The 24,626-nt window shown below is 72.8% G+C and carries 24 protein-coding genes and 1 pseudogene; 14 read left to right on the forward strand and 11 right to left on the reverse strand.

Annotated elements, in window-relative coordinates; genetic code table 11:
* Nucleotides 1-16 precede the first annotated feature (16 nt).
* The 3 genes from AB0O11_RS18905 to AB0O11_RS18915 all read left to right on the forward strand — a co-directional run bounded on the left by AB0O11_RS18905 (nucleotide 17) and on the right by AB0O11_RS18915 (nucleotide 3,092).
* Nucleotides 17-1,654, forward strand: coding sequence for an ABC-F family ATP-binding cassette domain-containing protein (locus AB0O11_RS18905; protein WP_363387884.1), 1,638 nt, complete (start codon nucleotides 17-19; stop codon nucleotides 1,652-1,654).
* A 68-nt stretch (nucleotides 1,655-1,722) separates the two neighbouring features.
* Complete coding sequence (locus AB0O11_RS18910) at nucleotides 1,723-2,406, forward strand: nitroreductase family protein (RefSeq protein ID WP_363387887.1); 684 nt, start codon at nucleotides 1,723-1,725, stop codon at nucleotides 2,404-2,406.
* Between the two features lie 83 nt (nucleotides 2,407-2,489).
* The gene (locus AB0O11_RS18915; RefSeq protein ID WP_363387890.1) at nucleotides 2,490-3,092 is read left to right on the forward strand and encodes a GNAT family N-acetyltransferase; all 603 of its coding nucleotides are present in this window, start codon (nucleotides 2,490-2,492) and stop codon (nucleotides 3,090-3,092) included.
* A gap of 16 nt (nucleotides 3,093-3,108) precedes the next feature.
* On the opposite strand, the gene AB0O11_RS18920 is transcribed toward AB0O11_RS18915, so the two are convergent.
* Complete coding sequence (locus AB0O11_RS18920) at nucleotides 3,109-4,062, reverse strand: aldo/keto reductase (RefSeq protein ID WP_363387892.1); 954 nt, start codon at nucleotides 4,060-4,062, stop codon at nucleotides 3,109-3,111.
* 423 nt (nucleotides 4,063-4,485) lie between these two features.
* Here AB0O11_RS18920 and AB0O11_RS18925 point away from each other — a divergent pair, with 423 nt between their 5' ends.
* From AB0O11_RS18925 to AB0O11_RS18935, 3 genes and pseudogenes are all read left to right on the forward strand, one after another.
* Entirely contained in the window at nucleotides 4,486-6,009 is a 1,524-nt protein-coding gene (locus AB0O11_RS18925) for a carbohydrate binding domain-containing protein (RefSeq protein ID WP_363387895.1), read from the forward strand.
* Between the two features lie 96 nt (nucleotides 6,010-6,105).
* A complete protein-coding gene (locus AB0O11_RS18930; protein ID WP_363387898.1) occupies nucleotides 6,106-7,512 on the forward strand; it encodes an SDR family NAD(P)-dependent oxidoreductase in 1,407 nt (468 codons plus the stop codon).
* Nucleotides 7,513-7,556: 44 nt separating this feature from the next.
* Nucleotides 7,557-7,841, forward strand: a pseudogene (locus AB0O11_RS18935) (TetR-like C-terminal domain-containing protein); the annotation flags it as partial.
* 113 nt (nucleotides 7,842-7,954) lie between these two features.
* Here AB0O11_RS18935 and AB0O11_RS18940 read toward each other — a convergent pair.
* From AB0O11_RS18940 to AB0O11_RS18950, 3 genes are all read right to left on the reverse strand, one after another.
* The gene (locus AB0O11_RS18940; protein WP_363387900.1) at nucleotides 7,955-8,482 is read right to left on the reverse strand and encodes a hypothetical protein; all 528 of its coding nucleotides are present in this window, start codon (nucleotides 8,480-8,482) and stop codon (nucleotides 7,955-7,957) included.
* 106 nt (nucleotides 8,483-8,588) lie between these two features.
* On the reverse strand, nucleotides 8,589-9,806 hold the full coding sequence (locus tag AB0O11_RS18945; RefSeq protein ID WP_363387903.1) for a serine hydrolase domain-containing protein: 1,218 nt from the start codon (nucleotides 9,804-9,806) through the stop codon (nucleotides 8,589-8,591).
* A 150-nt stretch (nucleotides 9,807-9,956) separates the two neighbouring features.
* On the reverse strand, nucleotides 9,957-10,412 hold the full coding sequence (locus AB0O11_RS18950; protein ID WP_363387906.1) for an ATP-binding protein: 456 nt from the start codon (nucleotides 10,410-10,412) through the stop codon (nucleotides 9,957-9,959).
* A 118-nt stretch (nucleotides 10,413-10,530) separates the two neighbouring features.
* On the opposite strand from AB0O11_RS18950, the gene AB0O11_RS18955 reads away from it, so the two are divergent.
* On the forward strand, nucleotides 10,531-11,412 hold the full coding sequence (locus AB0O11_RS18955; RefSeq protein WP_363388083.1) for a helix-turn-helix transcriptional regulator: 882 nt from the start codon (nucleotides 10,531-10,533) through the stop codon (nucleotides 11,410-11,412).
* Complete coding sequence (locus AB0O11_RS18960) at nucleotides 11,409-11,597, forward strand: DUF397 domain-containing protein (protein ID WP_363387908.1); 189 nt, start codon at nucleotides 11,409-11,411, stop codon at nucleotides 11,595-11,597. Before AB0O11_RS18955 ends, AB0O11_RS18960 begins: the two co-directional genes overlap by 4 nt.
* 126 nt (nucleotides 11,598-11,723) lie before the next feature.
* Here the strand turns inward: AB0O11_RS18960 and AB0O11_RS18965 are convergent, their stop codons facing one another.
* Nucleotides 11,724-12,374: a class I SAM-dependent methyltransferase gene (locus AB0O11_RS18965; RefSeq protein WP_363387911.1), complete on the reverse strand. Its 651-nt coding sequence runs from the start codon at nucleotides 12,372-12,374 to the stop codon at nucleotides 11,724-11,726.
* Nucleotides 12,375-12,656: 282 nt separating this feature from the next.
* On the opposite strand from AB0O11_RS18965, the gene AB0O11_RS18970 reads away from it, so the two are divergent.
* Complete coding sequence (locus tag AB0O11_RS18970) at nucleotides 12,657-13,853, forward strand: alpha/beta hydrolase (protein WP_363387913.1); 1,197 nt, start codon at nucleotides 12,657-12,659, stop codon at nucleotides 13,851-13,853.
* Between the two features lie 108 nt (nucleotides 13,854-13,961).
* Here the strand turns inward: AB0O11_RS18970 and AB0O11_RS18975 are convergent, their stop codons facing one another.
* A complete protein-coding gene (locus AB0O11_RS18975; RefSeq protein WP_363387916.1) occupies nucleotides 13,962-14,243 on the reverse strand; it encodes a hypothetical protein in 282 nt (93 codons plus the stop codon).
* A gap of 172 nt (nucleotides 14,244-14,415) precedes the next feature.
* Complete coding sequence (gene def, locus AB0O11_RS18980; RefSeq protein ID WP_363387918.1) at nucleotides 14,416-15,006, reverse strand: peptide deformylase; 591 nt, start codon at nucleotides 15,004-15,006, stop codon at nucleotides 14,416-14,418.
* Nucleotides 15,007-15,066: 60 nt separating this feature from the next.
* Here def and AB0O11_RS18985 point away from each other — a divergent pair, with 60 nt between their 5' ends.
* Nucleotides 15,067-15,585 carry a winged helix-turn-helix domain-containing protein gene (locus AB0O11_RS18985; protein ID WP_363387920.1) on the forward strand — a complete coding sequence of 173 codons (519 nt, stop codon included), beginning with the start codon at nucleotides 15,067-15,069 and terminating at the stop codon, nucleotides 15,583-15,585.
* Nucleotide 15,586: 1 nt separating this feature from the next.
* On the opposite strand, the gene AB0O11_RS18990 is transcribed toward AB0O11_RS18985, so the two are convergent.
* Nucleotides 15,587-16,114, reverse strand: coding sequence for a hypothetical protein (locus AB0O11_RS18990; RefSeq protein WP_363387923.1), 528 nt, complete (start codon nucleotides 16,112-16,114; stop codon nucleotides 15,587-15,589).
* Between the two features lie 314 nt (nucleotides 16,115-16,428).
* On the opposite strand from AB0O11_RS18990, the gene AB0O11_RS18995 reads away from it, so the two are divergent.
* Nucleotides 16,429-17,169 (forward strand): alpha/beta hydrolase, encoded by a 741-nt coding sequence (locus tag AB0O11_RS18995; protein WP_363387926.1) that lies wholly within the window; start codon nucleotides 16,429-16,431, stop codon nucleotides 17,167-17,169.
* 229 nt (nucleotides 17,170-17,398) lie between these two features.
* Here AB0O11_RS18995 and hemC read toward each other — a convergent pair whose 3' ends face one another.
* From hemC to AB0O11_RS19010, 3 genes are all read right to left on the reverse strand, one after another.
* On the reverse strand, nucleotides 17,399-18,334 hold the full coding sequence (gene hemC / locus AB0O11_RS19000; RefSeq protein ID WP_363387929.1) for a hydroxymethylbilane synthase: 936 nt from the start codon (nucleotides 18,332-18,334) through the stop codon (nucleotides 17,399-17,401).
* A gap of 139 nt (nucleotides 18,335-18,473) precedes the next feature.
* Nucleotides 18,474-20,783, reverse strand: coding sequence for an FtsX-like permease family protein (locus tag AB0O11_RS19005; protein ID WP_363387932.1), 2,310 nt, complete (start codon nucleotides 20,781-20,783; stop codon nucleotides 18,474-18,476).
* Nucleotides 20,780-21,505, reverse strand: coding sequence for an ABC transporter ATP-binding protein (locus AB0O11_RS19010; protein ID WP_363387935.1), 726 nt, complete (start codon nucleotides 21,503-21,505; stop codon nucleotides 20,780-20,782). The genes AB0O11_RS19005 and AB0O11_RS19010 overlap by 4 nt, the downstream gene beginning before the upstream one ends.
* A 138-nt stretch (nucleotides 21,506-21,643) precedes the next feature.
* On the opposite strand from AB0O11_RS19010, the gene AB0O11_RS19015 reads away from it, so the two are divergent.
* From AB0O11_RS19015 to AB0O11_RS19025, 3 genes are all read left to right on the forward strand, one after another.
* Nucleotides 21,644-22,477 carry a histidine kinase gene (locus AB0O11_RS19015; protein WP_363387937.1) on the forward strand — a complete coding sequence of 278 codons (834 nt, stop codon included), beginning with the start codon at nucleotides 21,644-21,646 and terminating at the stop codon, nucleotides 22,475-22,477.
* An 11-nt stretch (nucleotides 22,478-22,488) separates the two neighbouring features.
* Nucleotides 22,489-23,184, forward strand: coding sequence for a response regulator transcription factor (locus tag AB0O11_RS19020; RefSeq protein ID WP_363387940.1), 696 nt, complete (start codon nucleotides 22,489-22,491; stop codon nucleotides 23,182-23,184).
* A 188-nt stretch (nucleotides 23,185-23,372) separates the two neighbouring features.
* Entirely contained in the window at nucleotides 23,373-24,578 is a 1,206-nt protein-coding gene (locus tag AB0O11_RS19025) for a cytochrome P450 (RefSeq protein ID WP_363387943.1), read from the forward strand.
* Nucleotides 24,579-24,626: the final 48 nt, after the last annotated feature.

Consider the following 24,626-nt stretch of genomic DNA (forward strand, 5'->3'; position numbering starts at 1 on the left):
TACAATCGGCCCCATCATGAGCGCGACACTCGTAGTCAAGGACCTCAGCGCCGGCCACGGCGAACGCACCCTCTTCTCCGGCCTGGACCTGGTGGTCGCCCCCGGCAACGTGATCGGCCTGGTCGGCGTGAACGGCGCCGGCAAGTCGACCCTGCTGCGGCTGCTGGCCGGCCTGGACGCCCCCGAGGGCGGCTCGCTGCGGCTCAGCCCGGCGAGCGCCAACGTCGGCCACCTGCCGCAGGAGCCGGAGCGGCGCGAGGGCGAGTCGGTGCGCGACTTCCTGGCCCGCCGCACCGGTGTGGCGGCCGCGCAGGCCGCGCTGGACGAGGCCACCGAGGGCCTGGTCGAGGGCCGGGCGGGCGCCGACGACGCGTACGCCGCCGGCCTGGAGCGCTGGCTGGACCTCGGCGGCGCCGACCTGGAGGAACGCGCCGAGGAGGTCGCCGACTCGCTCGGGCTGAAGGTCTCGCTGGACCTGCCGATGACCGCCCTGTCCGGCGGCCAGGCCGCCCGGGCCGGCCTCGCCTCGCTGCTGCTCTCCCGCTTCGACGTCTTCCTGCTCGACGAGCCCACCAACGACCTCGACCTGGACGGCCTGGAGCGGCTGGAGTCCTTCGTCAAGGGCCTGCGCGCGGGCACCGTGCTGATCAGCCACGACCGCGAGTTCCTGGCCCGCACCGTGACCAAGGTGCTGGAGCTGGACCTGCACCAGCAGCAGGTCAACCTGTACGGCGGCGGCTACGAGGCGTACCTGGAGGAGCGGGCGGTGTCCCGTCGGCACGCCCGCGAGGAGTACGAGGAGTACGCCGACACCAAGGCCTCGCTGGAGGCCCGGGCGCGGATGCAGCGCGGCTGGATGGAGCACGGCGTGCGCAACGCCCGCCGCAAGTCCTCCGACAACGACAAGATCGGGCGCGCGATGCGTGCCGAGTCCACCGAGAAGCAGGCCTCCAAGGCCCGGCAGACCCAGCGGATGATCGAGCGGCTGGAGGTGGTCGACGAGCCGCGCAAGGAGTGGGAGCTGCGAATGGAGATCGCCACCGCGCCGCGCTCCGGCTCGGTGGTCGCCACCCTGCGCGGGGCGAGCGCCCGACGCGGCGACTTCGCCTTCGGCCCGGTGGACCTCCAGATCGACTGGGCCGACCGGGTCGCCATCACCGGCGCCAACGGCGCGGGCAAGTCCACGCTGCTGGCGGCCCTGCTCGGCCGGCTCGAACTCGACGGCGGCAGCGCCTCGCTGGGCTCGGGCGTGGTGGTCGGCGAGGTGGACCAGGCGCGCGGACTGTTCCTCGGCGGGGAGCCGCTGGTGGAGGCCTTCGCCGCCGCCGTTCCGGAGCTCTCGCCGGAGGACGTACGCACCCTGCTGGCCAAGTTCGGCCTCAAGGCGGTGCACGTGCTGCGCCCGGCCGGCACCCTCTCCCCCGGCGAGCGCACCCGGGCCGCGCTGGCGCTGTTGCAGGCCCGCGGGGTCAACCTGCTGGTGCTGGACGAGCCCACCAACCACCTGGACCTGCCCGCGATCGAGCAGCTGGAGTCCGCGCTCGGCTCGTACACCGGCACCCTGCTGCTGGTCACCCACGACCGGCGGATGCTGGACACGGTGGCGGTGAACCGGCGGATCGAGGTCCGGGACGGGCGGGCGCACGAGCTGTAGCCCTCCACCGACCGGCGATTGGTCTCTACCTCTTCCCGGAGGGCCCGTCATGTGCTGTGCTGTCCGCCATGGTTGACAGCACAGACAGCGCCGTGGCGGGGACGTCCCACCCGACCGTCCCGCTCGCCCCCATGACGGTGCCCGCCCACGAGGCCGAGGCCCGCAGCAGGTCCTTCCACGACGTGATGGCGCGGCGCCGGACCGTCCGCGACTACTCCACCCGCCCGATCCCCGACGGGGTCGTCGAGTGGGCGGTCCGGACGGCGAGCACCGCGCCCAGCGGCGCGCACGTCCAGCCCTGGCGGTTCGTGGTGATCACCGACCCGGAGCGCAAGCGGCGGCTGCGCGAGGCGGCCGAGGCCGAGGAGCGCGAGTTCTACGGCCACCGGGCCTCGGCGGAGTGGCTGGCCGCGCTCGCCCCGATCGGCACCGACTGGCGCAAGCCGTTCCTGGAGGACGCGCCGGCCGTGATCGTGGTGTTCGAGGTGCACAAGGGCCCCGACTCGCCGCGCCCGTACTACACCAAGGAGTCGGTGGGGATCGCGGTCGGGCTGCTGCTGGCCACGCTGCACCAGGCCGGGCTGGCCACGCTCACCCACACCCCGAGCCCGATGAAGTTCCTCAACGAGGTGTGCGACCGCCCGGCGGAGGAGCGCGCCGCGTACGTGATCCCGGTCGGCTACCCGGCCGAGGGGGCGCGCGTGCCGGACCTGCGGCGCAAGGAGCTCGACGAGGTGATGGTCCGGCTCTGACGCGCCGGGGCACGGCCGGGCGCGCCCGCCGCCGGAGGGATGCCTGATGGTGACAGGTCCCGGCCAAGGACATAATCGCCGTCATGAGCCAAGCACAGCCACGGTCCTGTGGTCTCGCTCCGCCTGTGGTGGAGGTGACCGCCGGGCGGCCGCCGGAACGGCTGCGGCTGCCCGGCGGCCTCTGGCTGCGACGCCGCCGCAGCACCCACACGGCGGCACTGAACCGGGCCGTCCGCGCCGACCTGGACCACCTGCGGCCCTGGATGGAGTGGGCGGCCGAGGCCCCCTCCCGGGCGCAGACCGCCGGGCTGACCCGGGCCGGCGCCGCCGCCTGGGAGGCCGGCACCGACTTCATGTACCTGGCCGGCCTGGACACCGAACCCGGCGGCGTGATCGGTGCCTTCGGCCTGCACGGACGGATCGGCCCGGGCACGCTGGAGATCGGCTACTGGGTCGCCGCCCGGCACGTCGGCCGCGGCATCGCCACCACCGCGGCCGGAGCGCTGACCGAGGCCGCGCTGGCACTGCCCGGGATCACCCGGGTGGAGATCCGCTGCGACCAGGCGAACGGCGCCAGCGCGGCCGTCCCGCGCAAGCTCGGCTACCGGCTGGACCGGATCGCCGAGACCGCCGTCCGGGCCCCGGCCGAGACCGGACGGCAGCTGGTGTGGGTGATGGAGCGCTGACTCCGCCACCGCACCGTCAGTAGCGCTCGCCGGTCGCGGCCGGCAGTGCGTCCAGCTCGGCCAGGTCCGCCGCCGAGAGCTCGATCCCGGCCGCGCCCACGTTGTCCACGAGGTAGCGCGGCGTCCTGGTGCCCGGGATCGGGAAGACGTACCGGCCCTGCGCCAGCACCCAGGCCAGCGCGACCTGCGCGGGGCTGGCGCCGATCCGCTCGGCGACCGCCCTGACCGCCCCGACCAGCTCCAGGTTGGCCTTCAGCGCGTCCTGCTGGAAGCGCGGCAGCCGGCGGCGGAAGTCGTCGGCGGGCAGCTCGTCGAAGGACGTGATGCCGCCGGTCAGGAAGCCGCGGCCGAGCGGCGAGAACGGCAGGAAGGCGATGCCCTGCTCCTCGGTGTACGGCAGCACCTCGGCCAGCACGTCCCGGGTCCACAGCGAGAGCTCGGACTGCACCGAGGCCACCGGGTGCACGGCCTGCGCCCGCTTGATCTCCTCCAGCGTCGCCTCGGAGAGCCCGATGCTCCGGGCCTTGCCCGCCGCGACGACCTCGGCGAACGCGCCCCAGGTCTCCTCGATCGGGACGTCCGGGTCGACCCGGTGCAGCTGGTAGAGGTCGACGTGGTCGGTGCCCAGCCGGCGCAGGCTCTCGTCGATCGAGCGGCGTACGTGCTCGGGCCGGCCGTTGCGCTCCTGCTGGCCCCCGCCGCCCGGCACGATGCCCACCTTGGTGGCCAGGAAGGCGCGCTCCCGGTACGGGCCGGCCAGCGCGGCGCCGACCACCTCCTCGTTGGTGTACGGGCCGTACATGTCGGCGGTGTCGATCAGGCCGACGCCGAGGTCCAGGGCCTGCCGGATCACCCGGACCGAGTTCTCGTCGTCCCGGCTCTGCACGTCGTAGGCCCAGGTCATGCCCATGCAGCCGAGACCGATGACGCCGATCTCGGGGCCGCTGGTACCGAACGAGGCGTTGCGCATGACAGTGCTCCCATCTGGGTTCCGCGGCTTCCGTGGTGGTTGCCGCGGTGGTTCGTGTGGTGGTGCGTGGTCAACGCCTTCAGCTTTCACCTTGGAGTGCACTCAAGGTCAAGTCCCGTCGGATCCACTCCCGGAAGCCCGTGGCCGGGGCGCACGGGCCGGTGATCGACGACGTGCAGGTCAAGGAGCGCAAGGCCGCTGCGGCTGACCGACCGACAGCCGCCCGCCGCCGCCTTAACCGTTCCTAAAACCTGCCCTCGGTGAGGCGTCCGGGCCCGGGAAGTGCTTGACGTGCACAGCTGGTCTAGTCCAGTTTGATGCTCAGCACCGCGCTCCCCCGCACCGGACCACCCCAGGCCGCCGCCCGCCCCGTGTCTCCCCCCTCGCGGCGCGGGCGGCCACCACGTCCCGAGAGGCACCCCCATGCCCAGCGCGCTCCAGCACGCCCCCACCCACCGCCGCCCCGCCCGCCGGACCACCCTGCTGAGCCTCGCCGCCGCCACCGCGCTCGCCGCCGGCGGCCTGGCCGCCCTCGCCGGGAACGCGGGTGCCGCCGACGGCAACCTGCTCGTCAACGGCGGCCTGGAGAGCGGCGCGATCAGCCCCTGGAGCTGTTCCGCCGGCACCGGCAGCGTGGTCAACTCCGGTGCGCACAGCGGGATGTACGCACTCAAGGGGGCGGTGAGCGCGAGCGACACCGCGCAGTGCGGCCAGACCGTCAGCGTCCAGCCCAACACCACGTACACCCTGGGCGCCTGGGTGCAGGGCCAGTACGTCTACCTCGGCGCCACCGGCAGCGGCCTCACCGACCCGGCCACCTGGACCGCCGGCGGCGCCGACTGGCAGCAGCTGTCCACCAGTTTCACCACCGGGCCGGCCACCACCAGCGTCACCGTGTACCTGCACGGCTGGTACGGGCAGGGCGGCTACCTCGCCGACGACGTCACCCTGACCGGCCCCGGCGGCGGCAACCCGACCACCCCGTCGCCGAGTTCGACCCCGCCGAGCCCGACCGGCACCCCGACCGGCACGCCCACCGGCGGCCCGGGCACCCCGGCGCCGAACGTCGCACTCCCGGTCGCCCCGTACATCGACATGGGCGCCTGGCCCACCCCGTCGATGCCCGGCCTGGCCAAGGCCGGCGGCCTCAGGGGCTACACGATGGGCTTCGTCACCGGCGTCGGCTGCAAGGCCAGCTGGTTCAACGCCTACGACCCGCGCACCGCCTGGGCCAAGGACCAGGTGGACGCGCTGCGCGCGGCCGGTGGCGACGTCAAGGTCTCCTTCGGCGGCGCCGCGGGCACCGAACTCGCGGCCGCCTGCACCACGGTGGACTCGCTGTTCGCCGAGTACGACGCCGTGGTGAAGGCCTACGGCCTGCGCTACGTCGACTTCGACATCGAGGGCGCGGCCATCGCCGACACCGCCGCCAACTCCCGCCGCTCCGCCGCGCTCGCCAAGCTCCAGCAGGCCCACCCGGGCCTCAGGGTCTCCTTCACCCTGCCCGTCCTGCCCGAGGGCCTGACCGCCGAGGGCGTCGCCATCGTCAAGTCCGCCCGGGACGCCGGGGTGACCGTCGACCTGGTCAACGTCATGGCGATGGACTACTACCGGAGTGGGGCCGACTACGGCGACGCCGCCGTGCAGGCCGCGCAGTCGCTGTTCGGCCAGCTCAAGGCGCTCTACCCGGCGAAGACCGACGCCCAGCTGTGGGCCATGGTCGGCGTCACCCCGATGATCGGCGAGAACGACGACCACCAGGTCTACAACCAGGCCGACGCCCAGCAGCTGGTGGCCTTCGCCCGGCAGAACCACCTCGGGATGCTCTCCTTCTGGGACGCCACCCGGGACGCCAACGCCTGCACCGGCGGCTCGCTGTCCAAGTGCACCAACATCCCTCAGCAGCCGTACGAGTTCGCGAAGATCCTCGGCCAGTACGCGGGCTGAGCCCATCGTCTACCGCCCACCGGCGGAAATTGGCATCTCATCGTCCCGGACCGTCCGTTACAGTCCCTCCCACCTGTACGGCACGAGGGGGCGGACATGACGGTCCGGGACGACCACATCCAGTTGAGCACGACCACTCCGGCCTGCGAGGACGCGGCCTGCACGTCGAACGTCAGCGCCGAGGAACTGGCCGCGTTCAGCCGCACCCTCGGCCGGCTTCGGGCTCTGCCCGCCCACGACCGCACCCGGCTGCACGCCGAGCGGCAGCTCAGCTCCTTCGTCATGGAGAGCCGCAAGCGCCGCCGCCAGGAGGCCCGGCAGGCCCTCCGGCAGGCCGACGCCGAGCTGCTCGCCACCACCGCGACCGGCAGCCGGACCCGCCGCGAGGACGCGCCCCTGACCGCGGCGGACGGGCCGGTCGGTGAGCTGCGGATACCGCGCAAGTGCTACGTCTGCAAGCAGGCCTACCGTCGGGTCGACGGCTTCTACCACATGCTCTGCGCGGACTGCGCGGCCGACAGCACCGCCCGCCGCGTTCTCCGGACCGACCTGCGCGGGCGCCGGGCGCTGCTCACCGGCGGGCGGGTGAAGATCGGCTTCCAGCTGGCCCTGATGATGCTGCGCGACGGGGCCGAGCTGACCGTCACCAGCCGCTTCCCGCAGGACACCGTCCGCCGCTTCCGCACAGCCGAGGGCAGCGCGCAGTGGTGGGACCGGCTGACGGTGGTCGGCATCGACCTCCGCGACCCGCGCCAGGTGCTCGGCCTGACCGAGCGGTTGTGCGCCGAGGGGCGCCCGCTCGACATCCTGGTCAACAACGCCGCGCAGACCCTGCGCCGCCCGCCCGGGTCGTACGCGCTGCTGGCCGCGGGCGAGCAGGACGCCCTGCCCGCCGCCGACCGCCGGGCGATCAGCCACGCCCCCGGGTTCCGCCCGGCCACCGGCCTCACCCGACTTCCTTCGGGTGCCGGGTCGTTGCTGGACTTCACGGACGAGGCCGGGCTGCTGCCCGACCTCGCACCCGCCAACTCCTGGTCCGCCACGCTGGGTTCGCTCGACCCGGCGGAGGTGCTGGAGACCCAGCTGGTCAACGCGCTGGCCCCCGCCCTGCTCTGCGACCGGCTGCTGCCCCTGCTGCTGGCCTCGCCGCACCCCGCCCGTTACATCGTCAACGTCACCGCAGTGGAGGGCCGGTTCGCCGTCCGCAACAAGACCGCCCGGCATCCGCACACCAACATGGCGAAGGCCGCGATCAACATGCTCACCCGCACCAGCGCGGCCGAACTCGCCAGCCGGGGCGTGCACATGTGCGCCGTCGACACCGGCTGGATCACCGACGAGAACCCGGCCCCGAAGAAGGCCCGACTCGCCGCCCAGGGGTTCCGCACCCCGCTCGACATCGTGGACGGCGCGGCCCGGGTCTACGACCCGATCGTCCGCGGCGAGGCCGGGGACCCGGTGTCGGGGGTGTTCCTCAAGGACTACCGGGTGGCGGAGTGGTGACGGCTCACGTGTCGTAGCAGCCGCACGAGGCTGCCCAACGCGACACCACCGCCTCCGCGCTGCGCACCGTCGCCCGCGAGGCCGCCCGCGACCCGCACCTCGCCGAGCTGATGCGGAGCTTCACCGCCGCCCGCCGCACCGCGCTGCGCGAACTCCTCGCCAAGGGGCGCGAGCGCGGCGAGCTGGCCGGGGACGCCGACCTGGACCTCATCGCGGACCAGGTCTACGGGGTCTTCTGGTACCGCTTCCTGCTCGGGCACGGCCCGCTCGACACGGACACCGCGGAGCGGCTCGCCGACTCGCTGACCACGGGCAACGGCGCCCGCTAGCCCTGCGAGCACCGTCTCCACCCTCGCGGAGTACGACGGCGGCCACTGAGCACACCCCTGCGTTGCGTGGGAAGTCGGACCGGCCGACTTCCCACGCAACGCAGGGGACGGACTCACGCAGCGCCCGGGCGCCGACGGCGGTAGTAGGCCCAGGCGAGCGCGAGGGTGGCCGGGCCCCAGAACATCGCCGTCGAGGTGCAGACCCGCCCCAGGACCATCCACCAGCCGTTGCTGTAGCCGACTTCCTTGAACACCCCCAGCCAGCCGAGGGGCATGCCGTCGAAGAGGACCGCCAGGACCAGGCCCCCGAGCGCGGCCGGGACGACCGCCGCGAGCGGCGGCACCCGGCGCCCGCGCAGAACGGGCACCCAGCGCGGGAACACCTCGCCCCAGCCGCTGACCAGCCCCAGGGTCAGGATCGTCAGCGCCTCGGTGACCACGCTCAGGCCGATCACGTACGGGGCAGCCCACCAGACGTAGGCCCCGGCGTTCGGGTCGACGGTGCCCATCCGGAAGTCGAACGCGAACGGCAGCCGCCACAGGCAGTGCGGCAGCACGATGAACGGGAGGGCCTTGGCGAGCCGCAGGGCCCACCGGGGAACGGGGCGCTCGGTGTCGCCCACCGGGATGTTCTTCAGCATGTGTCCACCGTCCCGGACACCGGCCCCGCCCCACGTCCACCGCTCGGCCCCATCGCCTCCCCCGCACGAGCCAACCGCCCGTCATCCCCGCGGCCGAGACGGACCGTCAGCCCTTGGCGCCCAGGCCGAAGGAGGACGTCAGCAGCCCGAGGGTGTACGAGCTCTCGGCGCCGTCCAGCGCGGTCGGATCGACCGAGTACACGACCGTGCGGGCGAGGTCGCGGGTGGCGAAGACGCCGCTGGTGGAGCCGGGCCGGGAACCGGTCTTGCCCCAGGCCACGATGCCGCCGGCCGCGAGGCGTTCGAGCCCCATGCTCATGCACGCCGTGCCGTCCGGGCAGTGGCTGCTGTGTTCGTCGACGGGCACGTCCGGGACGGTGAAGAGCTTCTCCTGCTGGGCCGGCGGGAGGAGGCGGCCCCGGAACAGCGCGGTCATGAAGCGGTCCAGATCGGGCGCGCTGGAGATCATGCCGCCCTCGGCCCAGGGCCACGGGCTCTGCTCGGTCACGTCCGCCCGGTGCGAGCCGCCGCCGGCGTCCGGGACGGTCAGGTACGGGCGGGTCGCGGGGTGCCGCAGTTCGGGATCGCCGGCGTCCGGGAGGGAGGTGTCGTGCAGGCCGAGCGGGCGGATGATCCGGTCGCGCAGCTCGTCGGCGTAGCGGTGGCCGGTGACCTTCTCGACGACCAGTCCGGCGACGAAGGTGTTCATGCCGTTGTACTGCTGGGCGGTGCCGGGGTCGAAGGCCAACGACTGGCCGGCCATCGTGGCGGTGATCTCCTCGGGGGTGGGCGCGTCGAGCCGGTGCTCGGCGAACCAGCCGGTGGTGCCGTCGCCCCAGAACGTGTTGGAGCCGCCGGGCAGCCCGCTGGTGTGGTTGAGCAGCTGCCCCACCGTGACCGACGGGAAGGGGAAGTCCGGGAGGTACTGCCGGACGCTGCCGTCGAGGTCGATCCGCCCCTCGGCGGCGAGTTGGAGGACGACGGTGGCGGTGAAGACCTTCGAGATCGACCCGATCCGGAACCTGCCGTGCGGGTCCACCGCCGTCCCGCCCTCCGCCGAGCTGCCCTCGAACCTCCCGGCGGAGCCGGTGACCCGCACGAACGCGGCGGAGACGTCGGCGGCGGGCCGCCGGGCGAGGGCGGAACGGATCGCCGCCGGGTCCAGCGGCGGCAGTGCGGACGGGCTCGCCGACGCTGCGGCCGCGGGGGTGGCGGCGGGCGCCGCGGCGAGGGCGGGCGCGCCCACCCCGACCGTCAGCGCGGCCGCCAGGGCGCCGGCGGTGGCCAGGACGGCCCAACGGGTGCGGTTCGTGTGCGCGTTCACGTGCGGTCGGCTCCAGACTGATCGTCGTCCGGGCCGGAGGTTCCCGGCCCAGGCAACGAGTCTTCCGGCGCCGCCCGCCCGGGGCATCAGGGGCGGGCGGCCATCGCTCCCTGATTTCACGTCAGGGTTCGCCCGGAGGCATGGCGGGGTTCAGGGGGCATCGGGGGCGAGGTCGAGTTCGGCCCAGACGGTCTTGGCGTTGGGGTGGCGGGGGATGGTGCCCCAGCGGTCACAGAGGGCGTCGATGAGGGTGAGGCCGCGCCCGGTCTGGGCGTTGGGGGTGTGGACGGTGGGGAGGACGGGGAGCCTGTCACCCCGGGGGTCGCTGATCTCGATGCGGAGGGTGGTGCCCCGGCGCACGGTGGTGGTGAGCGAGAGGTGAAGCTCGAACCCGCGCCCCGGAACGCGTCCGTGTGTGATCGCGTTCGCGGCCAGCTCCGCGACGATCAGCAGCGCGCAGTGGAACGGTTCGGTGTGCGTGGAATTCAGTCCCCAGTCGGTGAGTTGACGCCGCGCCAGGCGACGGCAGATGGCTGCGCCCTTGGGGGAGGCGGTGAGGGTGGCGGTGCGGGACCGGGGGTTGTCGAGGGGGATTTCGGTCGTCATGGGAGTTAAGCGTGGCGGGGCGGACGTACGCTGACCATGCATCCAGCAAGCACGGAGAGTGCCTGTACGGGTGCGGACAGCCAATTGGTCGTGGCTCAATCACAGGAGGGTGACCACGATGGGTGCGGCGCGCAACAGCGAGTCGGGTGACGTGGTGCGGACGGAGCTGCCGGAGGACCTGACGGAAGTCTCGGACTTCTTCCGCGCGATCGGGAAGCAGATCAAACTCCTAAGGGAACAAGCCGGACTGACACAAAAGCAGCTTGGCGAGCGGATCGGCTACGGCGAGCAGCTGGTCAGCGCGGTGGAGCGCGGACTACGAACCCCGCAGCCCGAGTTTCTCGTCGCGGTGGACAAAGCCCTCAACGCCGGTGGCCTGCTGGCCATCGCCGCGGATGACGTGATGAAGGCTCGGGCCAAGACCCGATTGCGGCACCCGGCCTGGTTCCGGGGCTACGTGAGCCTGGAGGACGTGTCGGTCGAAACTCACGACTTCGCCACTCTCGACATCCCTGGGCTGCTTCAGACCGAAGCGCACGCGCGAGCGGTTTACGCGATGAGGCAACCGGCTTTGTCCGAGGAGGTGATCGACATGCGGGTGGCGGCGCGAATGGCACGCCAAGAAGTGCTGACCCGCTGGCCGCGCGGGATGTTCAGCTGGGTGATCGACGAGAGCGTATTGCGTAGGCCGCTCGGCGGCTGGGACGTGCATGCGGCACAGCTCCGCCACCTCCTGGAGATCGGTCGGACCCGTGGAATGGTCATCCAGGTGCTGCCGCTGGACAGAGCCGAGCACGCCGGGATGGGTGGGCCATTCATCCTGATCACCCCCAAAGGCCGGGCCCAGCACGGCTACATCGAAGTGCAGACGAGCAGTAGGCTGATCACCGATCCGGACGAGGTCCAGGTCATGAACGCGCGCTACAACATCCTCAGGGCGCAGGCTTACAGCCCCGAGGAGTCCCTGACCTTGATCGAGAAGATCCTGGGAGAACGATGAACACCGAGCTGGCATGGTTCAAGAGCAGCTACAGCGGCAACGAGGGCGGCGCCTGCGTCGAGGTCGCCGAGACCCCCGGTGTCGTCCACGTACGTGACTCCAAGGACAAGAGCGGCCCCCAGCTGGCCTTCGAGCCGGCCTCATGGGAGGCGTTCGTGAAGTTCGCCGCCACCACCGAGGTCTGACCGGCCGGACCTCCCCTCAACGGCCCACCGCCCTCCCGGCGGCGGGCCGTTGGCGTTCGTCGCCTTCGTCACCGCCACCGAGGCCACCTGCCCGCACCCGGCAAACGTCCGCACCACCCGACAGATTCAGTCTGTACGGGTCTCGGCCAGCAGGCAGACGTAGGAGCGGCCCCTGTCCTTCGGATGCGGCTGCTCGACCCGCGCCGTGACGGTGAAGCCGGCCCCCTCCAGTAGCCCGACGAGGCGCCCCACGGGGATCAGGTACGAGGCGTACGACACCGGGTGGCCGTACGCCTTCGCGTGGTTCAACCGGGCATCGCCCGCATGCCCGCCGAGCAGCAGGTGTCCACCGGACGCGAGGACACGAGCGAACTCGGCGAAAAGAAGGGGAAGTTGCTCCACCGGGGTGTGATGGACGGAGTACCAGGCGAGGATGCCGCCGAGGGCGCCGTCGGGCAGGTCGAGGGCGCCCATCGAGCCGTGCAGGAAGCGCAGTTCGGGGTAGGCCCGGCGCGCCAGGGCGACCATCTCGCCGGACACGTCGACGCCGAAGGCCGACAGCCCCAACCCGTCCAGGTAGGCCGTCACCCGCCCGGGCCCGCAGCCGAGGTCCGCGACCTCACCGCCGCCCGACTCCCGTACCAGCTCGGCGAAGGCGGCGAGCATCGCCCGGGACACCGGGTCCATGCCCTCCGGCGGGACGACGAGGCGGAGGTAGTCGGCGGCGACGGTGTCGTACGCCTCCCGGACGGCGGCGAGGTGGGCGGGTTCGGTCACCGCGCCACCCTAGTGCAGCGCCGCGTTGATCCTTCGGGGTTCATGCGGCTTTGAGTGGGCTGCCGTCGTAGGTCCAGCGGTAGGGCTTGGCGTCGTGTTCGTCGTAGGCCAAGACGAAGGTGGCGCTCGACGATGTCGGCGAAGGGAGCCCCGCGCCGCACGACATAGTACCGGCGTATGACTCCGGTACCTCGCGTACCTCGCGGGGGCTACGAACGACACCAGAGTGTTTGCCTCCATGGGTTGATTCGATACGGAGCTGCGGAACCTAGCGTCGATCCCATGAAACGCAATCACCGTATCGGCGCCGTCGCGGTGCTGGCGCTCGCCGCCCTCGTCACCGGAACCGGCGCCGGGTTCGCCGCCACGACCACACCGTCGGCCACACCGGTGGCCACGCACGCGTTCGACGCCGCACCGGCCACGGCCACCGCGCCCACGCGGTCCTTCCAAGGCGCGCTCCCCGCGCCGACCGGCCCCTACGCCGCCGGCGAGGACGTCATCCACCTCACCGACGCGAGCCGTCTTGACCCGTGGGTGCCGTCATCCGGCCCCCGCCAACTGGCCGTCACGATGGTCTACCCGGCCGTCCCCGGGACCGGGACTCCGGCCCCTTACATGACCCTCGCCGAGGCAGCCGGAATCGTCCAGCGGCAGAATTTGCCGGCGAGCTCCGGCGTCACCCCACAGACCCTTTCCAGCGTCACCACTCACGCCTTCGACGGCGCGCGGCCGCAGCGCGGCAAGTATCCGCTGGTGGTCCTCTCACCCGCGTACGAGGACCCGCGCATCACGCTCACCTCGCTCGCGACCGACCTGGCCAGTCACGGCTACGTCGTCGCGCTCGTCGGCGACACCTACGGGGACAGCGGCGAGACGCTGGCGAACGGCCAGACGCCGCCGTGCGCGATCTGCGGTGACCCGGCGCGGATCGACTCCATCCCCGCCAGCCGCGCGCTGGACGTGTCCTTCGTGATCGACCAGTTGACGCATGGCAATACCGCGTGGCGCCTGGCACACCTCATCGACAAGCACGAGATCGGCATGGCCGGACACTCCATCGGCGGAGCGGCGGCCGCCGCCACGATGATCGCCGACCCGCGAGTACGGGCCGGAGTGAACATGGACGGCACCTTCCACCCGGCCCCGATGCCCGGCCAGATCAACCGGCCGTTCCTCATGCTGGGTACGGCCGACAACCACCCGGTCGGTGGCGACAACTGGGGGCAGGCCTGGGCCGCCCTCGGCGGCTACAAGAAGTGGCTGACGGTCGCCGGCGCCGACCACTTCAGCTTCAGCGACCTGGACCTGCTTCACGAGCAGGCCGGGTTCCCGACGCCGCCCCTCTCCCCGGAACGCGGGGTGGAGATCACCCGCGAGTACGTGACAGCGTTCTTCGACCAGACGCTGAAGGGGATCCACCGTCCGCTGCTGGACGGCCCCTCGCCGAACAATCCGGAAGTACTCTTCCAGCCCTAGTTGTTCGCCCGACAAGGTGCCAGTCTCGGCCTCGCGGCCGTTCCGACACCGTGCAGGAGTGGGAAGTCGACGAGGCCGACTTCCCATTCCAGCGCGGTGCGGCCCGGCTCAGAGGACGAAGTAGCTCGTCCCCATGGCCCGCGCGGACGACCCGGGAGCCACCTCCGCCGTCACCGGCCCCTGGCAGTTCGCCGCGGCGTGTACCAGAACCGTCGAGTCCGTGAAGTTCCGGATCGACACCGGAGACGAGGTCGCGTAGCAGCCCCGCTGCGGATTCTCCCGGGGCACACCGTTCACCACCAGGACGCCCGTCGCGGCCTGGGCGGGAACGGCGAGTGCGAGCACACCGGCGACGGCCAGCATGCCGACCCCCGCGATACGACGACGCATGACTGTTCTCCTTTCCGAGGGCGCACGACTGGGAGCGGGCGCCTCTGCGGACCAGGGATTCCCCCCGCTTCCCGTCCGCCTCGGGACAACCGCTGCCGATCCCCCGAATCGGCGAGCGCACAGCGGCATCGGACACCAGGGCCGGACACCTCTGCGGTCACCGGTCACGGCACTATTCGGCCCCGACCAGCTTCGCGGCCCTGGCGGCGCGCTCGGCGAACACCTTCTCCCGCCGGTCCGCGGTCTGCTTCATCATCCGCTTGCGGTCCCGGGCGGAGAGGCGGTCGATGTAGAGCCCGCCGTTCAGGTGGTCGGTCTCGTGCTGGAGGCAACGGGCGAAGTAGCCGGTGCCGTCGATCACGATGGGCTCGCCGTGCTGGTTGACGCCGCGCACCACGGTCCGGGCCGGGCGGGCGAGCCTGGTGTTGGCGCCGGGAACGGAGAGGCAGCCTTCGGTCTCCTCGATCAGCGCACGCCCGGGATCCTGCTCCTCGACCACCGGGTTGAGCACGTGGCCGGTGTGCCGCACGCCGTCGTCGTCGGGGCAGTCGTAGACGAACAGGCGCAGGTCCACGTCCACCTGGTTGGCGGCGAGACCGCAGCCGTCGGCGACGTGCATGGTGGCGAACATGTCGTCGATGAGCCGCGCCAGGCGCTCGCTGCCGAAGTCCGATTCCGTCGCCGTGCGGCAGGTGCGGCGGAGGATCTCCTCCCCCACCTCGGTGATCCGCAGGACGGTCGGGCGTTCGCGCGGCTCGGACACGAGTGCTCCTTCGAGAGGCTGGGCTTGCTGTCGGCTTTGCAAAGTAGCAGACTTTGCAAAGTGACCGAAGACCTCGTCAGAACCGGCCCCCTCCCCGAACACGCCGTCCGCACCGCACTGCTGGAGCTGCTCGCCGAGCACGGCACCGTCACCTCCACCGAAGCCGCCGCCCGGCTCGGCCTCAGCTCGGGCCTCTGCTCGTTCCACCTGCGGCAGCTGGCCCGGTACGGGCTGATCGAAGAGGCCCCGGCCACCGACGGACGGGCCCGGCCGTGGCGGCTTCCGACGGTCCGACAGCCCGCGGCAGAGGGCGAGTTCGGCGAGCTGGCGCGCGGCCTGGAGGACGAGAGCCACCAGCGCTGGCTCGCCCGGCGCCCCGAGGCCCCGGCGGAGTGGCAGCGGGACGAGGCCTTCAGCGCCGTCGTCTACCTGACGCCCGAGGAACTGACCGCCGTCGGCGAGGCCGTCCGCCAGGTCCTCGCCCGCTACCGGGGCCGCGAGGCCGACCCGGCCACCCGCCCGGCCGGGGCCCGCCCGGTCGCGGCCGTCACGCGCCTGTTCCCGCTGCTCGACGAGTAGTTCAGACCGTCCGCGCCCGCACCGCCCGCACCAGCGGCCCGGCCGCCAGCCCCACCGCCGCGCCCAGGGCGACCCCCTGCACCCCGTCCCACACGTCCTGCACGTCGCAGTTCCGGCCGATCGCCGGCAGCGCGTACTGCACCGCCGACACCGCGAACGGCAGCGCCGCCGCACCCAGCAGCGCCACCGCCGCCCGCCGCCGGGTGCCCGCCAGCGCGGCCGCGAACCCGACCGGGGCGTAGGTCGCCAGCTTGAGCTCGATGTGCCGGACGTGCAGCAGCTCGTACGGCGATCGCGGCCGGCCGCCCTCCAGGGCGCACTGCCGTACGGCATCCTCCGAGAGCTCGAACGCCTCCGGCAGCAGCGTCGCCGTGACCACCCCGCCGAGTCCGAGCAGCAGCACGAAGCCCACCACCCAGTGGGCCCGCAGCAACCGCCCCACCGGACGGTTCAGCAGGGCCGCGGGCACCAGCGAGAGCAGCAGCCCGGGCCAGAACATCGGCATCCCGCCGAGCACCGCACTGATCACGCCTCAAACGGACGCCCCGAACACTCGCCCGGTTCTCACCGGAGGCGGGGAAAACCACCGGACGGTCACCGGACGGTCACCGGGCACCAGGCCCGGGCCCGAGTGGCGCCGTGGCATCCGGCCACGACGCCTCCACAGAAACCCGTTTGCGGACCAGTGCGACCACTGCTACTTTTCCGGAGGCCGTGCGAGAGAACGAGGAGGTGGTACCCGTGAACGCAGTATCGACATGGGTGCTCCCCTCCGGGGTCACGGTCGGGCGATAGGTCGTCGTCCGGGAGCGCCATCTCTGAGCACTCCCGAAAGGCACGACCATGCACTTCACTTCTGAGCGGCGCCACGACGACGGCGTCCTCGAACGCGAGTTCACCCTCGGCGAGATCCCCGGCATCCTGTGGACGCCTGAATCCGCGTCCACGTCCGCACCGGTGCCGCTGATCCTGCTCGGCCACCCCCCACTCGGACTGCGCAAGATGCACCCCCGGCTGGTGGGGCGGGCCCGGCGCGCCGCGGCGGATGGCTTCGCCGCGGCCACCATCGAGCTCCCCGGGAGCGGTGACCGGCCTCGTTGGGCCGCCGCCGAGCAGGCCCGCGCCGACCTGCGCCGGGCCATGGAGGCCGGCGAGCCGGTCGGCGACGAGATCATCGACGCCCTCATCCTCCCGCTCGTCGAAAAGTCGGTCCCGGAATGGCAGGCCGCCCTGGACGCCCTCCTGGCGCTGCCCGAGATCGGCGGCCCGGTCGGGTACTCGGGGGGAGTGATCTCCGTCGGCATCCGGTTGGCGGTGGTCGAGCCCCGCATCGTGGCCGCCGGCTTCTTCGCCGGGAGTTTCGTGCCTCGCGCCATGTTCGAGGAGGCCCGCCGGGTCACCATTCCGCTGCACGTCCTGCTGCAGTGGGACGACGAAGGGAACGATCGGCAGGCGGCCCTGGACCTGTTCGACGCCTTCGGTAGCAAGGAGAAGACGCTGCACGCCAATATGGGCGGGCACACGGGCGTCCCGCAGTTCGCGGGGGAGGACGCGGCCGGGTTCTTCGCTCGGCATTTGCGCTAGCCGCGGGTCGGCCCCGCCACCAGGCCGGTAGACGGTAGGCGGTGCCGGCCGGCACGCCACTCATCGAGGAGAGGTCCCGGCCCTCCTCGATGGCGGTGACCGGCGGATGCACGACCGCCCCGATCGCGGCGGTACCGGCCATCGGCGGTACCGTCCGGTCGGGGCGGCGCTCGGCCACCAGCGCCTCCCTGGGCCGGGCCCGTGCCGTGAGGCACTCGGCCCGGCCGGATCAGTGCGGGATCGAGGAGATCAGCTCCTGCGCCCCCTGCCGCTTGAGCGCCAGCGCCACCGAGGTCCCGAGGTCCTCCGGGCTGAGCGCGCCCGCCCACTCGTGGGCGTCCAGCACCTGCTTGCCGTCCGGGGTGAAGACCCGGCCGCGCAGCGAGAGGCGGCCGTCCCTCTCCGCCCTGGCGTAACCGGCGATCGGGCTGTTGCAGTGGCCCTGGAGCGCGTGCAGGAACATCCGCTCGGCGGCCGCCTCGCGCCAGGTGTCATGGTGGCCGAGGGCGGTGACCGCCTCGATGGTCGCGGTGTCGCCCTCGCGGCACTGCAGGACGAGGATGCCGGCGCCGATCGGCGGGCACATCGCCTCGATGCCGAGCACCTCGGTGATCCTCGCCTGCTCGCCGATCCGTTCCAGGCCGGAGACGGCGAGCAGCAGCGCGTCGGCGTCCCCGGCCTCCAGCTTGGCGAGCCGGCTGTTGGCGTTGCCGCGGATCGGGACGCACTCCAGATGCGGGTGGGAGGCGGCGAGTTGGGCGACGCGGCGGACGGAGGAGGTGCCGATCCGGGTGCCGGGCGGGAGTTCGGCCAGGGCGAGGCCGCCGGGGTGGACGAGCGCGTCGCGGATGTCGTCGCGGCACAGGTAGGCGGCGAAGACGGTGCCGGCGGGCAGCGGGCGGTCGGCGGGGATGTCCTTGAGGCAGTGCACGGCGACGTCGGCCTCCCCGGCGAGCAGCGCCGCGTCGACCTCCTTGGTGAACGCGCCCTTGCCGCCCAGCGCGGCGAGGTCGCCGGTCCAGCGGTCGCCCGAGGTGGTGACCGGCACCACCTCGGTACGCAACTCCGGGTGCAGGGAGGCGAGTTCGGCGCGGACCCGGTCGACCTGGGCGAGTGCCATGGGCGAGGAGCGGGAGACGATGCGGATCAGCTCAGCGGTGGCCATGGCGCGATGATAGGCGCTCGAACAGCGCGGCCTGAGCATGCGTCAGCCGTGCGGCGGACGCGGCGGCCGATACGGCAGGCCCGGACGACACGGACGGCCGGTCGGGGTTCCGACCGGCCGTCCGCCCCGAGGTCCGCGCTCACTCGTTGTGCAGCACCTCGGCGATCGACAGCCGGGCCGCCGAGCGGGCCGGGACGAGCGCGCCGAGGACGGCGATCACGACGCCCGCCAGCGCGAGGCCGGTGAGCAGCGGGGCGCCCCAGACGTCCATCGCCCACTCCGGGAAGAGGATGCTCCCGACGTTCTCGATGAGCAGCCGGTGCGCCAGGATTCCGGCCGGGACGCCGATGACCGCGCTGACCACGCCCTGCCAGGCCACCGAGGTGATCGTCATCGCCACCACCTGACGTGGCGTCATCCCGATCGACTTGAGCATGCCGAGGTCACGGCGGCGCTCGCGGATGGTGAGCAGCAGGGTGTTGAAGACGCCCAGCGCGGCGACCACCGACAGCAGGACGGTGAAGATCGTGGCGAAGCTGATGACCGCGACGATCGGACCGGCCGGGTCGGGCGCGAACACCGAGGCCGAGAGGCTCGGGTCGGCGGCCGTCACCGCCCGCTGGTACGTCTCGGCGTCGGCGCCCTTGGCGAGCCTCACGTCGTACTCGACCGCGTGCGGGTCGTCGGTGAGCGCGGCCCTGGTGAGGTCGGTGGACGCGAAGGCCCGGGCGTTGCCCTGGATCTCCTCGCCGACGACGGTGACGGTCAGCCGCCGGCCGTCGAGGTCCAGGGTGAGCCGGTCGCCGAGCTTGAGGCCATGCTCCCGGAGGAAGGACGGCCCTGCCTCGATCTCGTTCGGCCCGGTCGCCGCGCGGCCCCTGACCACCTTGCGCCGCATCTCCTCCGCGAGGTCGTCGCCGCCGTAGAAGTCGGCGAAGGCCGGCTGGGTGTAGCCGATCAGCCCGACCTTGACCAGCCCGCGGACGTGGAACCGTTCGGCTCCGGGGGTGGTCCGCAGCATCGCCTCGGTCTGGGCAGGGGTGAGCCGGGGCTCGGTCTTCTTGCCGGAGAAGTGGGCGGTCTGCACCCTGACATGGGTGTGGCCGTCGTTGTGGTCCACCAGCCTGGTCAGGGTGCCGGACAGGCCGGTCGTCACGGTGACGGTGAGCACGCCGAGCACGATCGCCGACATGGTCAGCGCGGTACGGCCGGGTCGGGCGAAGGGCTGGCCGAGGCCGAGGCTGACGGCGCGCGGCAGGCGGGTCCCGCTCAGCCAGCGCTGGACCTTCAGCCCGCGCCCGGTGCGCGGCGCGCTGCCGGCCGAGATGGCCTGGGCGGCGGAGAGCCGGTGAGCGCGCGAGGCCGGGAGCAGCGCGGCGAGGACGACCAGCAGCGGGACGCTGACCAGGGTGGCGACGGGCAGCCAGCCGGCCGGTTCGATCACGGCGGTGCCGGTGGTGATCCCGGAGAAGGCGGACTGGAGGATCGGGTGGGCCGCCACCCAGCCGGCCGCGGTGCCGAGGACGGTGCCGGCGACGGCGGGCACCGAGACCATGGTCAGGTAGACGGTGACCACCTGGCGCGGGGTGAAGCCGATCGCCTTCAGCACGCCGATGTGCCGGTAGCCGGAGACGACCGCGCCGCTGACCACGTTGCCGACGATCAGCGCGGCGACCACCAGGCCGAGCACGCCGAAGACCGTCATCAGCGGCAGGTAGGCGTCGGCGCCCGCGGAGAAGGCGTCCTTGAGCACCAGGTACGACTGGACGTTGGTGAGCGCGTCCTTCGGCAGGCCCTCGGTGGCGGCTGCCAGGGCGGCGGTGAGCCGCTGCTCGTCGGAGGCGGCGGAGAAGCGGTAGAGCATCTGCCGGGCTACGGGGTGCAGGGCGGCGGCCTGTTCGGGGGTGACCCAGCCGCCCGCGCTCTGGCTCATGCTGGTGGCGTAGCCGACGATGGTGAGCGTTTGGCCGCCGCTGAGGGTCAGCGGGTAGTCCAGGTACTTGTCCGGGAAGCCACCGAACGGCTCGTTGATGACGACCTCGCCGGGCTTGGTGGCCCAGCGGCCGCCCAGCAGTTGCACCCGGTCCACCGGCCCGGCCGGGTCGGACCGGCCGACCAGGGTCAGCGCTCCGGGCGGGCTGCCGATCCAATCGGTGGGGATCTCCACCACGGCCTGGTCGAACGGCCCGGCGGCGGCCTCGACGCCGGGCCGGTGGGCGGTGGCGGCCAGCTGCTCCGCCGGGGCCCCCGCCGGGTCGAAGGTCGCGACGACGTGGGCGCCGCGCTGCTGGGAGAACGCGTCGTCGAAGGGGGCCCGGGCGGCGCTGATCACCGCCAGGGCGAGCAGCACGGTCGTGGTGGAGCAGAAGACGACCAGGCCGATCACGATGGTCTGCACCCGGCGGCGCTTCACGGCCGCCCGGGAGGCTCGCCACACGGCGCCGGTCACGACTGCGGCTCCAGCATCCGGTCGTTCGCCACCCGGCCGTCCGCGACCTCGACCAGCCGGCTGGCGCAGCGGGTGGCCAGGTTGGGGTCGTGGGTGACGATCAGCAGGGTCTGCCCGATCTGGTTGAGGTCGATCAGCAGGTCCATCACCTGCTCGCCCGAGCGGCTGTCCAGCGCGCCGGTCGGCTCGTCCGCGAGCAGCAGCGCCGGGCGGTTCATCAGGGCGCGGGCCACCGCGACCCGCTGGCGCTCACCGCCACTGAGCGAGGCCGGGTAGACGTCCTTGCGGTGCGACACACCCAGCTCGTCCAGCAGCTCCAGTGCCCGGCGGCGGGCCTGGCGGGCGCTGGTGCCGGTCAGCTGGGCGGCCAGGGCGACGTTGTCGAGGGCCGGGAGGTCGTCGATCAGGTTGAAGAACTGGAAGATCATGCCGATGTGGCGGCGGCGGAAGAGGGCCAGCCCGTTCTCGTTCAGCTGCCCGAGGTCCTGCCCCTGCACCCGGACGGTGCCGGCGGTGGGCCGGTCCAGTCCGGCCACCATGTTCAGCAGGGTGGACTTGCCGCACCCCGAGGGGCCCATCACGGCGACCGCCTCGCCGGCGCGGATCCGCAGGTCGACGCCGTCGAGCGCCTTGGCGTCGCCGAACTCCTTGTGGACTCCGGACAGCTCGACGACGACCTGCGCGTCGCCCGGCCGGGAGGTCCCGTCGTGGTCGTTGCTCATGGTGGACGACGGTAGGCGCGGGCGCCCCGCCGCTACGTCCCACCCCGGGTGTAACCGCGGCGGCCGTAGTACCCGGGATGTACGGGGGCGGCACCCCCGGATGATGTGGATCATGTCCTGACCTGGGAAACTGGCGTCGTGTGGGGAACGGGGTGGGACTGGGGGGCCGTCGCGGTGGCCGGTGTGGCGAGTGCCGCGGCCGGTCGGCTGGCCGTGGCGCTCGCCCGGGCGCGGCGGCTGCACCGCGCGGCCGTCGGCGAGCGCGGCTGGCTGCTGGAACGGGAGCGGGAGAGCGCCGCCCGGACCGCCGTGGACGCCGAACGGGCGCGGATCGCCGCCGAGTTGCACGACATCGTGAGCCACAACGTGAGCCTGATGGTGGTGCAGGCCGGGGCCGCGCGCGAGGTGCTGGCCACCATGCCCGAGGAGGCGGCGGCCGCGATGGCCGCGGTCGAGGCGGCCGGGCGGGACACGATGACCGAACTGCGGCACCTGCTCGGCCTGCTCGCCCCCGCGGCGGACGGCAGCGAGGAGCCGGCCGCGGACGGTTTCGCGCCGCAGCCCAGCCTGAGCCGGCTGAGCCCGCTGATCGACCGGTTCGCCTTCGCCGGGCTGCCGGTCGAGGTGCGGATCTCCGGCGAGCCGAGGCCGCTGCCCGGCGGCATCGACGTGACGGCGTACCGGATCATCCAGGAGGCGCTGACCAATGCGCTCAAGCACGGGGACGGGGTGACGGCGGAGGTGACGGTGCGCTACGCGGACCACTACCTGCGGGTGGAGGTGCTCAACAGCGGCCCGAGCACGCTCTCCGGGGCACCCGCCGCGCCGGCCGGGCCGCGGCCCGAGGGCGCCGGGCGCGGGCTGATCGGCCTGCGCGAGCGCGTCGCGGTGTACGGCGGGGACCTGGACGCCCGGCGCCGGCTCGGCGGCGGCTTCCGGGTCCGCGCCCGCATCCCGCTGGACCGGCCGTGACGGAGGGAAGCGTGGAACAGGACCGGGAACGCCGTCCGCGCGTGGTCATCGCCGACGACCAGGAGCTGGTCCGCACCGGCTTCCGGATGATCCTCACCGCCCGCGGCATCGACGTGGTCGCCGAGGCCTCCGACGGCGCCGAGGCGGTGGCCGCCGCCGTGCTGCACCGCCCGGACGTCGCGCTGCTGGACATCCGGATGCCCGGCACGGACGGCCTGGAGGCCGCCCGGCGCATCCTGGCCCAGGTGCCCGGCTGCCGGGTGATCATGCTGACCACCTTCGACCTGGACCACTACGTCTACGCCGCGCTGTCCGCCGGGGCCAGCGGCTTCCTGCTCAAGGACGTCACCTCGGCCCATCTCGCCGCCGCCGTCCGGCTGGTGGACACCGGGGACGCCCTGCTCGCCCCCTCGATCACCCGGCGCCTGGTCGAGCGCTTCGCGGCCGGCGCCCCACGGCCGGCCCCGGGTGCCGACGCCCCGCCGCTGCACCGCGACCTCGCCCCGCTCACCCCGCGCGAGGCGGAGGTGCTCACGCTGCTCGGGCGCGGGCTGTCCAACACCGAGCTGGCGCGCGAACTGACGCTCAGCGAGTCGACGGTGAAGACCCACGTGGCCCGGATCTTCGCCAAGCTCCACCTGCGCGACCGGGCGCAGGCGGTGGTCCTCGCCTACGAGACCGGGCTGGTCGCACCGGGAGGCGGCTGAACGTCAACGCGCCCTTCCGTATGCGCCAACTCGCGTGACTATCATCCGAATCTCACTCCTTAGAGGTAACTCTTCGCCAAATCCCCCTTTTGGCCGGTTCATGGGGCAGCATCTGCATCTCTACGCCCGAACGGAACCGACACCTCGGGCGCCACCACCCGGCATGACGAGGACAATTGGACCGGCCCGTGACCACCACCGCCCCCGTGTGGGACTGCCCCTTCCACCACACCGACGGCCTGGAGTTCGACCCCCTCCTGAAGCGACTGCTCACCGAGGCCCCGGTCGCCAGGATCCGGCTGCCGCACGGCGAGGGCGAGGCCTGGCTGGCCACCCGCTACGAGGACGTCAAGACGGTCACCACCGACCGCCGGTTCAGCCGCGCCGCGGGCATCGGCCGCGACCTGCCCCGGATGACGCCGGCCCCGATCGCCCAGGCCGAGGCGATCAACCTGATGGACCCGCCCGCCCACAACCGGCTGCGCCGGCTGGTCGCCCAGGGCTTCACCAACCGCCAGGTCGAGCGGATGCGCCCGACCACCCAGCGGACCGTCGACGGCTACTTCGACGAGATGACCGAGCACGGCGCCCCCGCCGACCTGATGCACTTCCTGGCCGGCCGCCTCCCGCTCACCACCATCTGCGAACTGCTGGACATCCCCGCGGCCGACCGCGCCGAACTGCGCGGCCACGCCGTGGCGATGATGCGGATGGGTCCGGGCAGCCGGGACGGCCAGGAGGCCGCCAAGACCGCGCTGCGCGGCTACTTCACCGAGCTGACCGCCGCCCGCCGGGCCCACCCCGGCGAGGACCTGATCAGCGCCCTGGCCACCGCCCGCGACGGCGACGAGCTGCTCGACCCGGACGAGCTGACCGTCATGGCGATGGTCCTGCTGGTCACCGGCCACGACACCAGCACCTACCAGCTCGGCAACCTCACCTACACCCTGCTCACCCACCCCGAGCAGCTCGCCAAGCTGCGCGCCCAGCCGGAGATGCTGCCGCGCGCCCTGGAGGAGCTGCTGCGCTTCATCCCGTTCCGCCAGGGCGTCGGCATCGCCCGGGTCGCCACCGAGGACGTCGAACTGGGCGGCGTGCCGATCCGGGCCGGCGAGGCCGTGCACGTCTCCTACCTGACCGCCAACCGGGATCCGGCGGTCTACGAGCACCCCGACGAGCTGGACCTCGACCGCGGCGCGCCCACCCACATGGCCTTCGGGTACGGCCAGCACCACTGCCTCGGCTCGCACCTGGCCCGGATGGAGCTCCAGGTCGCCATCGGCACCCTGCTGCGCCGCTTCCCCGGCCTGCGGCTGGCCGTCGACCCGTCCGATCTCGACTGGAACTCCGGCTCGATCTGGCGCTTCCCGCGCACCCTGCCGGTGGCCTGGTAGCACCTCCCCTCAACTCACCGTTCCCGCAGCACCGGGGAGACCCACACC

The organism is Kitasatospora sp. NPDC093102, assembly GCF_040683915.1.
In the GTDB taxonomy this organism is placed as follows: Bacteria; Actinomycetota; Actinomycetes; order Streptomycetales; family Streptomycetaceae; genus Kitasatospora.

Bases quoted from the DNA above. Each gene is read 5' to 3' on its own strand.
- AB0O11_RS18905 (WP_363387884.1), top strand. From the start codon at position 17: ATGAGCGCGACACTCGTAGTCAAGGACCTCAGCGCCGGCCACGGCGAA.
- AB0O11_RS18910 (WP_363387887.1), top strand. From the start codon at position 1,723: ATGGTTGACAGCACAGACAGCGCCGTGGCGGGGACGTCCCACCCGACC.
- AB0O11_RS18915 (WP_363387890.1), top strand. From the start codon at position 2,490: ATGAGCCAAGCACAGCCACGGTCCTGTGGTCTCGCTCCGCCTGTGGTG.
- AB0O11_RS18920 (WP_363387892.1), bottom strand. From the start codon at position 4,062: ATGCGCAACGCCTCGTTCGGTACCAGCGGCCCCGAGATCGGCGTCATC.
- AB0O11_RS18925 (WP_363387895.1), top strand. From the start codon at position 4,486: ATGCCCAGCGCGCTCCAGCACGCCCCCACCCACCGCCGCCCCGCCCGC.
- AB0O11_RS18930 (WP_363387898.1), top strand. From the start codon at position 6,106: ATGACGGTCCGGGACGACCACATCCAGTTGAGCACGACCACTCCGGCC.
- AB0O11_RS18940 (WP_363387900.1), bottom strand. From the start codon at position 8,482: ATGCTGAAGAACATCCCGGTGGGCGACACCGAGCGCCCCGTTCCCCGG.
- AB0O11_RS18950 (WP_363387906.1), bottom strand. From the start codon at position 10,412: ATGACGACCGAAATCCCCCTCGACAACCCCCGGTCCCGCACCGCCACC.
- AB0O11_RS18955 (WP_363388083.1), top strand. From the start codon at position 10,531: ATGGGTGCGGCGCGCAACAGCGAGTCGGGTGACGTGGTGCGGACGGAG.
- AB0O11_RS18960 (WP_363387908.1), top strand. From the start codon at position 11,409: ATGAACACCGAGCTGGCATGGTTCAAGAGCAGCTACAGCGGCAACGAG.
- AB0O11_RS18970 (WP_363387913.1), top strand. From the start codon at position 12,657: ATGAAACGCAATCACCGTATCGGCGCCGTCGCGGTGCTGGCGCTCGCC.
- AB0O11_RS18975 (WP_363387916.1), bottom strand. From the start codon at position 14,243: ATGCGTCGTCGTATCGCGGGGGTCGGCATGCTGGCCGTCGCCGGTGTG.
- AB0O11_RS18995 (WP_363387926.1), top strand. From the start codon at position 16,429: ATGCACTTCACTTCTGAGCGGCGCCACGACGACGGCGTCCTCGAACGC.
- hemC (WP_363387929.1), bottom strand. From the start codon at position 18,334: ATGGCCACCGCTGAGCTGATCCGCATCGTCTCCCGCTCCTCGCCCATG.
- AB0O11_RS19010 (WP_363387935.1), bottom strand. From the start codon at position 21,505: ATGAGCAACGACCACGACGGGACCTCCCGGCCGGGCGACGCGCAGGTC.